This is a genomic window from Streptomyces sp. NPDC006265 (assembly GCF_040613555.1).
In the GTDB taxonomy this organism is placed as follows: Bacteria; Actinomycetota; Actinomycetes; order Streptomycetales; family Streptomycetaceae; genus Streptomyces.
The window spans coordinates 1-8,271 of the sequence record NZ_JBEXSH010000376.1; the positions used below are offsets into that span (position 1 = coordinate 1).

Annotated in this window: 6 protein-coding genes and 1 pseudogene; 3 read left to right on the top strand and 4 right to left on the bottom strand. The window is 73.2% G+C overall.

All coding sequences use genetic code 11. The features are described 5' to 3' along the window. Nucleotides 1-153 precede the first annotated feature (153 nt). Nucleotides 154-1,341, top strand: coding sequence for a histidine kinase (locus ABZ281_RS27005; RefSeq protein WP_356659507.1), 1,188 nt, complete (start codon nucleotides 154-156; stop codon nucleotides 1,339-1,341). Beyond that, nucleotides 1,342-2,019, top strand: coding sequence for a response regulator transcription factor (locus ABZ281_RS27010; protein ID WP_356659509.1), 678 nt, complete (start codon nucleotides 1,342-1,344; stop codon nucleotides 2,017-2,019). Nucleotides 2,020-2,050: 31 nt separating this feature from the next. Here ABZ281_RS27010 and ABZ281_RS27015 read toward each other — a convergent pair. The 3 genes and pseudogenes from ABZ281_RS27015 to ABZ281_RS27025 all read right to left on the bottom strand — a co-directional run bounded on the left by ABZ281_RS27015 (nucleotide 2,051) and on the right by ABZ281_RS27025 (nucleotide 5,989). After that, nucleotides 2,051-3,275, bottom strand: a pseudogene (locus tag ABZ281_RS27015) (PLP-dependent aminotransferase family protein). 139 nt (nucleotides 3,276-3,414) lie between these two features. After that, complete coding sequence (locus ABZ281_RS27020) at nucleotides 3,415-4,317, bottom strand: SAM-dependent methyltransferase (RefSeq protein WP_356659511.1); 903 nt, start codon at nucleotides 4,315-4,317, stop codon at nucleotides 3,415-3,417. Between the two features lie 178 nt (nucleotides 4,318-4,495). Beyond that, nucleotides 4,496-5,989, bottom strand: coding sequence for a helix-turn-helix transcriptional regulator (locus ABZ281_RS27025; RefSeq protein ID WP_356659513.1), 1,494 nt, complete (start codon nucleotides 5,987-5,989; stop codon nucleotides 4,496-4,498). A 229-nt stretch (nucleotides 5,990-6,218) separates the two neighbouring features. Between ABZ281_RS27025 and ABZ281_RS27030 the strand changes: the two genes are divergently transcribed. Further along, on the top strand, nucleotides 6,219-6,929 hold the full coding sequence (locus tag ABZ281_RS27030; RefSeq protein ID WP_356659515.1) for a DUF4232 domain-containing protein: 711 nt from the start codon (nucleotides 6,219-6,221) through the stop codon (nucleotides 6,927-6,929). 7 nt (nucleotides 6,930-6,936) lie between these two features. On the opposite strand, the gene hemB is transcribed toward ABZ281_RS27030, so the two are convergent. Beyond that, nucleotides 6,937-7,935, bottom strand: a complete 999-nt coding sequence (gene hemB, locus ABZ281_RS27035; protein WP_356659517.1) for a porphobilinogen synthase — start codon at nucleotides 7,933-7,935, stop codon at nucleotides 6,937-6,939. Nucleotides 7,936-8,271: the final 336 nt, after the last annotated feature.

The window sequence follows — 8,271 nt, forward strand, 5'->3', positions numbered from 1 at the left end:
TCCGCGTCGGTGTGCGGCGGGCGGCGCCCCCCCCCCGCGCCCGCCCCAACCACCCCCCCCCCCCACCCCCCCCACCGACACCCCCCCCGGCCCCACCCACGCCTCCACCCCCGGGCCGCTGTGCCCGCCACGCCGTTTCACGACAATGGCCGGATGGACACGGACGTCGCGCCACGCCTCGGAACGTGGCAACAGGCATGGCGGCTGACGGCGGCCGGGGCGCTGGGTGCTCTCTTCTGGCTCTCCACCGCCGTGGTGCTGCCCCGGGGGTGCGCGAGCGGCACGTGTTCCTGGTTCGTCACGGGTGATCCACTGGTGGCCCTCGGCTGTCTGACGGTGCTTCCGTGGCGGCGGCGGTTCCCGCTCGCCGTCGCCCTGACGGTCGTGGTCGCCACCGCCACATCGACCCTCGCCACCGGCGCCGCGCTCCTGGCTCTGTGCTCGGTCGCCACGCGACGCCGTCCGGTGGAGATCGGGCTGGTCGCAGCGGCCTACGTGGCCGGGGCGCAGTTCGCCGCCGGGATTTACCCGACCCGGTTCCCGCCCGCGTCGCTCTGGCTGCAACTCGCCCTCCCCGCGCTGAGCGCGGGCGTCGCGTCGGCCATGGGCGTGGCCATCGGCACGCGGCGCGTCGAAGTGCGGTTCCTGCGGGGCCGGGCGGAGAGCGCGGAACGCGAACAGAACGCACGGGCGGCGCAGGCACGGGCCCTGGAACGCAACCGGATCGCCCGCGAGATGCACGACGTGCTCGCGCACCGGATCTCCCTGGTCGCCCTGCAGGCCGGCGTGCTGGACCACCGCACCGACCTCACGGCCGAAGACCACCGCACGCTGGTCCGCGGCATCGCCGACGGCTCCCACCAGGCACTGGAGGAACTGCGGGACGTCCTCGGTGTGCTCCGGGCCGACCCGGGCCTGCCGGAGCCGCCCCAGCCCTCCCTGGACGGGATCCCCGAGCTGGTGGCGGGCGCCCGCGCGTCCGGACTGTCCGTCACGCTCACCACCACCGTGACGGGAGAACCGCCCGACGCCGTCGGACGCACCTGCTACCGGGTCGTCCAGGAAGGACTGACCAACGCCGCCAAGCACGCCCCGGGTTCGGACGTGCACGTCGCCCTGGACGGAACGGCCGGCGGCGAACTCCACGTCAGCGTCCGCAACTCCGCGGCCGCCGGGGCCACGGCCCCTCAGCCGCCGTCCTCGGGGTTCGGCCTGCTCGGCCTCGCCGAGCGCGTCGGCCTCGCCGGCGGACGACTCGACCACCACCCGACCACCGACCACGGATACGTCCTCGCCGCCCGACTACCCTGGCCGGACCACACCCGTGAAAAGAGTGCATGAGTGGACAGCGAACGGGAGCGGGTGCGCGTCGTCATCGTCGACGACGACCAGCTGGTGCGGATGGCACTGCGCCTCGTCATCGACGGCGAACCGGACCTGACCGTCGTCGCGGAGGCGCCCGACGGGGACACCGCCCTCACCGTGGTGGACGAACAGCGGCCGGACGTCGTGCTGATGGACGTGCGGATGCCCGGCCGTGACGGTCTCAGCGCGACCCGGGAGCTCCTCACCCGGCCGGCGCCGCCGCGGGTCCTCGTGCTCACCACGTTCGACTCCGATGATCTCGTGCTCGGGGCACTGCGCGCCGGAGCACGCGGGTTCGTCGTCAAGGACACTCCGCCGTCGCAGATCGTCGACGCGGTGCGGACCGTCGCGGCCGGGGACCCCGCGCTGTCCCCGGCGGCCACCGCACGGGTGATCGCCGCGGCCACCGGGCCGCACTCCTCCGAGGCCCGCCGCCCGTCCCGGGAAGCCGCACGGAAGAGGCTGTCCGCACTGACCGAACGGGAACTCGACACCGCCCGGGCCATCGCGGACGGGCTGGGCAACGCGGAGATCGCCGAGCGGCTGCACATCGGCGTCGCGACCGTCAAGGCACACACGAGCAGCCTGTTCGCGAAGCTGGCGGTCGAGAACCGGGTGCAGATCGCCCTCCTGGTGCGCGACGCGGAGGAATGACCGCCCCCTCCACGCCGGCCGACCCGGCCCCTCACGCCCCGGCGGGGTCGTCCCGCAGCCCCTCCCCCAGCCTGCGCAGCCCTTCCCCGATCTCCTGCGGCGTCTGCGTCACGAAGCACAGCCGCAGGGTGGCCCGGTCGGGCGTGCCCGCGTAGAAGGGGGCGCCGGGGACGCAGGCCACGTTCTGCCGGACCACCTGCGGCAGCAGGGCCGTGGTGTCGTACGGTTCCGGCAGGCGTGCCCAGAGGAACATGCCGCCCTCGGGCCGGTTCCAGAACGACCCCTCGGGCAGCGCCCCGGCGAGCCCGGAGAGCATCGCGTCGCGGCGGTCGCGGTACACGCCGGCGAGGCGGGCCACATGGGCGTCCAGGTCGTTGTCGGCGAGATAGCGGGCCGCGGCGAGCTGGTTGACGGTCGGGGTGTGCAGGTCGGCGGCCTGTTTGGCGACGGCACAGGCGCGCCGCAGCTCCCCGGGCGCCCGCAGCCAGCCCAGCCGCAGCCCGGGCGCCATGACCTTGGAGAAGCTGCCGAGCAGCACCGTCCGGTCCTCGGCGCCCGGGTGGGCGGCGATCCACGGCACGCGTTCACCGTCGTAGCGCAGTTCTCCGTAGGGGTCGTCCTCGACGATCCACAGTCCGCGCCGGGTGGCGACGGCGGCCACGGCGGCGCGCCGCTCGGCGGGCAGTGTCCGGCCGGTGGGGTTGTGGAAGGTGGGCACGGTGTAGAGCAGCTTGGGCCGCTCGCGCACGACGAGTTCCTCCAGCGCCGCGGGGTCGATGCCGTGCTCGTCGCCGGGCACGGGCACGATCCGCGCTCCGGCGAAGCCGAAGGCCTGGAGTGCGGCCAGATAGCAGGGGCTCTCGACGAGGACGGCGTCCCCGGGTTCGAGCAGCGCGGTGGCGAGGAGCGAGAGGGCTTGCTGGGAGCCGCTGGTGACGAGCAGGTCGTCGGGGCCGGTCGGCAGGCCACGCGCGGTGGTCCGGGCGGCGAGCGCGTCCCGCAGCGCGGGTTCGCCCTCGGTCGTGGAGTACTGCAGCGCCCGCGTGGGCGCTTCGGCGAGCACCGCCTCGTACGCGGCGGCGATGCCCTCGGCGTCGAACAGCTCCGGTGCCGGGAGCCCGCCCGCGAAGTTGATGACCTCGGGGCGGGCGGTGACGGCGAGGATGTCCCGTACGGGGGGAGCCGCCGACGGCCCGCGCCCGCGCGGCCAGGGGCGGCACGGGAGAGTGGGTGGGCAGGGGCTCGGCGACGGTCATGACAGGGCTCCTTCGGCTCCGGTGACGCCTGGTGCCCCGCAGCCTAAGGAACTACGTGCCGTTTACAACCAGGTTTCCGGGATCCGGACACCCCGCCGGTCACGCGGCGGAAGAGTGGCTCACACGACGGAACGGCGGCTCACGCCTTGGCGCCGATCGCCGCGTACACATTGATGTCCGCGTCCGTCACGTCGTTGATGTCGCGGTAGCGCACCTTCTCGATCTCCTCCAGCCCGGCGAGGAAGGACTCCTCCGGCTGCTCGGAGACAGGGGCGGCGTGGTCGGGCCGCCAGCGGTGCGCCGGGACGATCCCCGGGGCGGCGATCTCCAGCCCGTTCTCCGTGAAGAACCGCTCGACGTCGGCCCGGGACCGCAGCACGAAGGTGAACCCGCGCTCGGTGTAGGTCCGCTGGACCGCCCGGATGTTCTCGGGGTTGAGGTCCTCGGTGAGGTGACTCAGCACCAGCCGGCTGCCGGCGGGCAGTTCGTCGATCAGCCCGCGCACCAGCGGATACGCCTCCTCGTCCGCGACGAAGTGCAGGACCGCGACCAGGCAGAGCGCGACCGGCCGGTCGAAGTCCAGGCTCTTGGCGGCCTGTTCGAGGATGCGGCCCGGGTCGCGCAGATCGGCGTCGATGTAGTCCGTACGGCCCTCGGGGCCGCTGGTCAGCAGGGCGCGTGCGTGCGCGAGCACCACGGGGTCGTTGTCGACGTACACGACCCGCGACTCGGGCGTGATCCGCTGCGCGATCTGGTGCACGTTCTCGGCGGTGGGCAGCCCGGTCCCGATGTCCAGGAACTGCCGGATGCCGTCCTGCTCCACGAGCGTGGTCACCGCACGCCGGAGGAAGTCGCGGTTGTGCCGTACGTCGAGGTACCCGCGCGGGTTGGCGGCCAGTGCGGCGGCGGCCGCGTCCCGGTCGGCGGGGTAGTGGTCCTTGCCGCCGAGGAAGACGTCGTAGACCCGGGCCGGGTGCGCCTTGCTGCTGTCGATCCTCCTCTGCAGCTCGGCGGGATCCTGGCTGAGGGCGTCACCGGACATGGACGTCTCCCTGAAAGTAGGTTGTTCAATAGGCAACCACTACGACGGTCAACAACCTAACGGTTCAACGGATTTGATGGTGCCCGTGCAGAACGCCCAACGCCCTACGCCGCCCCTCTGGCGCCCGACCGGCCCGGTTCTCACCGAGGACCACGCCGTCAAGGTCGCCCGGGGCTGACTACTGCGTCGTCCCCTCCTCGACCCACTTCTCGCCGCCCAGCGGGAACTCGTACGCCGGACGCCCGTTGTTGCCGCTCGTGCGGAAGGGCCGGCCGTGGTCGTCCACGGTCAGCGTGCCCGTCCGGTCGCCGCTGGACCAGGCCAGCTCCAGGTACCAGCTGACGTCGTACGCGGAGGCGTCGGCCCGGATGTAGTACACCTCCGGGTCGCTCTCACTCACCTTGAAGGGGAAGTCCGCGTGCCCCGCCTCAGGCACGACTCCCGGGCGCGCGGCGTCGAGGGCGACGGTGAAGAACCGGGTCGGCACGCCACCGCCGCAGCCGACACCCGGATACCCCATGGCGTAGTCGTTCCAGGGGAGCGGCGCACGCTTCCCGGCCATACGGACCGTCAGCCGCTTGACGACCACGGTCTCCTGCCCCTTCCCCTGCACGGTCAGCTTCAGGAACTGCTCCCCCGACGGCACGGCCCCGTTGGCCGCCACCCAGCCGGGCGCGTCCTGCTCCGGCGGCGGCGGCCCGACCCGTCCCGGCGGCAGATTGATCAAGTAGCGCTGGGAGCAGGGGCTTTCCCAGGCGTGCGGCTCCGTGTCCACGGTGAGGGGGGCGGAGGCGGGGGCGGTGTCCCGCCCGGGGCGGCCGGCGCCGGCGCCGGTCCCTGTGCCTGGTGACGCCGAGGTGGGGGACGTGGAGGCAGGCCCCTTGCCCTTCCCGTCCTTGTCCTTGTCCTTGTCCTTGTCCTTGCTGTCCGCGGACGACGAACCGGCCGAGGGCGACACGGACGCCGCCGTGCCCTTCCCCTCCTGCCCGCCGCCACCGCCGGTGCCCGCCGCCGCGCCGCGCCGCCCCTCGTCGTCCGATCCACCGGAGGGAACGGCCACAGCGAGACCGACCCCGCCGAGGACCACGGCCGCGGCGACACCGGCGAGCAGGGCGCGACGGGGGCGGCGGCGGCCGGCGGGCTCCGACGGCGCGGGTACGTCGGCATCGGCGGAACCGACCGTCGACGCGAGGACATCGGCATCCGGAGAAGCCGCCTCCGCCGTGGTCACCTCGGTCGTGGTCACCTCGGTCGTGGTCACGTCCGTAGTGGTCACCGCCGGAGAGCTCACCTCGGGAGCAGCCGCCTCCGAAGAGGTCACCTCCGAAGCGCCACTCCCCGTAGCCGGACCCCCCGCAACCGGACCCCCGGCGCCCGCACCCCTCGCAACCGGACCCCCCGTACCGCCACTCCCCTTGCGCACCCGCCCCGCATCCGCCAGCACCCACCGACGGTGCAGCTCGACGAGTTCCGCCGACGACGCCTTGCACAACCGGGCGAGCCGCTCCACCGGCGCGTAGTCGGTCGGCACGGCATCCCCGTTGCAGTACCGGTGCAGCGTCGACGTACTCATGTGGAGCCGCTTGGCGAGCACCCCGTAGCTCAGCCCCGAGCGCTCCTTCAACTCCCCCAGCAGGGCGGCGAATGCCGCCGCGGTCGTGCCTTCCGACACCGCTCCTCCATGCCCCGTGTCCCGTTCCCCCGTTCCAGGGAATGACTGTTCTCCCTGGTCACAGCATGTGCGGGTGTTCCAACGTCCCTGATCGTCCGCCGGGTCTGGCGGCCGGGACGGACCACCGCACAAGCTCTGGTCATCCAAGCACGCCGCTCCCGGACCACCGGCAGCACGACCCGCCTGGGCCGGCTTCCCCACTGCCTTTGTCCGAAAGGAAACACAAGATATGCGCAAGTACCACGCCCTCCCCGTAGCCCTCCTGGCCGCCCTCGCTCTGACTGCCTGTCAGGACGGCGCGGGCGCGAAGGACGAAGGCATGGCGCACCCCGAGCAGGCCTCGGCGACCGTCACGGCGACGCACCCGGCCGAGGACGGGGGCAGCGAGAAGGCAACGACCGGCGCGACGGGTACGCAGGGCACCACCGGCGCGACCGGTACCGAGGGCACCACCGGCGCGACGGATTCGCAGGCCACCAAGGGCGACAAGGCCGCGAAGGGCACCACGGCGACCCGCGTCTCCTGCAACGGCTCCAACACCACCGTCACCGCCCAGCCGGTCCGCCGCCCCCTCAACCACATGCTGCTCACGGTGAAGAACACCGGCTCGAAGATGTGCGACCTCACCTACTACCCCGTGCTGCGCTTCGACGAGATGCAGTGGGTCCCGCGGCCGATCAAGGACTCCAAGCCGCAGGCGGTGACGACACTGGCCCCCGGCGAGTCCGGCTACGCGGGCGTCTCGCTGTCGGCGGCCGACGGCAGCGGCGAGTGGGGCACGACCGGCCACAAGCTCACGGTCGGCTTCCAGGGCCGCACGCCGAACAGCGACGGCGGCCCCTCCGCGCTCCCCACCCTGCCGGCCAAGGGCGTGTACTACGACAGCACGCTCACGGTCACGTACTGGCTGCGCGACATGGACGACGCGCTGACCTACTGAGCGTCCCCTACTGATCCTTGAGCTTCTGGGCCACTTCGGTGGCCCAGTAGGTGAGGATGCTCCGCGCACCGGCCCGGCGGATACCGGTCAGGGCCTCCATGATCGCCCGGTCCCGGTCGATCCAGCCCTTCTCGGCCGCGGCCTCGATCATCGAGTACTCGCCGGAGATCTGGTAGGCGGCGACGGGCACGTCCACGGCGTCCGCGACCCGGGCGAGGATGTCCAGGTAGGGCCCGGCCGGCTTGACCATCACCATGTCGGCGCCCTCCTCCAGGTCGAGGGCGAGCTCGCGCAGCGACTCACGCACATTCGCGGGATCCTGCTGGTACGTCTTCCGGTCCCCTCGCAGAGACGAGCCGACGGCCTCCCGGAACGGCCCGTAGAACGCGGAGGCGTACTTCACGGTGTAGGCGAGGATGGCGACGTCCTCCCGCCCGATCTGGTCGAGCGCGTCGCGGATGACCCCGACCTGCCCGTCCATCATCCCGCTGGGCCCGACGACGTGGGCACCGGCGTCGGCCTGCACCTGGGCCATCTCGGCGTACCGCTCCAGGGTCGCGTCGTTGTCGACCCGCCCCTGCTCGTCGAGAACGCCGCAGTGCCCGTGGTCGGTGGTCTCGTCCAGGCACAGGTCGGACATGACGAGCAGGTCGTCGCCGACCTCGGCCCGCACGTCCCGGAGGGCGACCTGGAGGATCCCGTCCGGGTCGGTTCCCGGCGTCCCGAGCCCGTCCTTCTTCGACTCCTCCGGCACGCCGAACAGCATGATCCCGGAGATCCCCGCAGCGACCGCCTCCGCGGCGGCCTTCTTCAGACTGTCCCGGGTGTGCTGCACGACCCCCGGCATGGCGGTGATCGGCACGGGCTCGCTGACGCCCTCCCGCACGAAGGCCGGGAGAATGAGATCGGCGGGGTGGAGCCGGGTCTCGGCGACCATCCGACGCATCACGGGGTTGGTCCGCAACCGCCGCGGCCGAGTACCGGGAAATGATCCGTACGTCGTCATGCCCCTACGCTACGCCCGCCCCAAACCCCCCGATACCGACGCCTTGTCGGCCCCGACCGCCCGCACGCCCACCGCCCCGCCCCAGCGGCGCGCACACGCACCCGCCCAGCTGCGGGGCGCCCGTCCCGCACTGGCCGCGGGCCGCCCCCGCCCGCGGGCACGCGCACCCGCCCCGCTGCGGGCATGCGTGCCGCCAGGGGCGGCGGCCGTCCCAAAGAGCGGCACCCCACGACGCCGGGCTGCGAAACCCCCCGCCCTCAGCCCCGGCGGCCGGCCCCCCCCGCGGCCCCCACCCCCCCCGGCGCCCCCCCCCCCCCCCGGCGCGGCCGGAGGGAC

Bases quoted from the DNA above. Each gene is read 5' to 3' on its own strand.
- ABZ281_RS27030 (WP_356659515.1), top strand. From the start codon at position 6,219: ATGCGCAAGTACCACGCCCTCCCCGTAGCCCTCCTGGCCGCCCTCGCT.
- ABZ281_RS27005 (WP_356659507.1), top strand. From the start codon at position 154: ATGGACACGGACGTCGCGCCACGCCTCGGAACGTGGCAACAGGCATGG.
- hemB (WP_356659517.1), bottom strand. From the start codon at position 7,935: ATGACGACGTACGGATCATTTCCCGGTACTCGGCCGCGGCGGTTGCGG.
- ABZ281_RS27020 (WP_356659511.1), bottom strand. From the start codon at position 4,317: ATGTCCGGTGACGCCCTCAGCCAGGATCCCGCCGAGCTGCAGAGGAGG.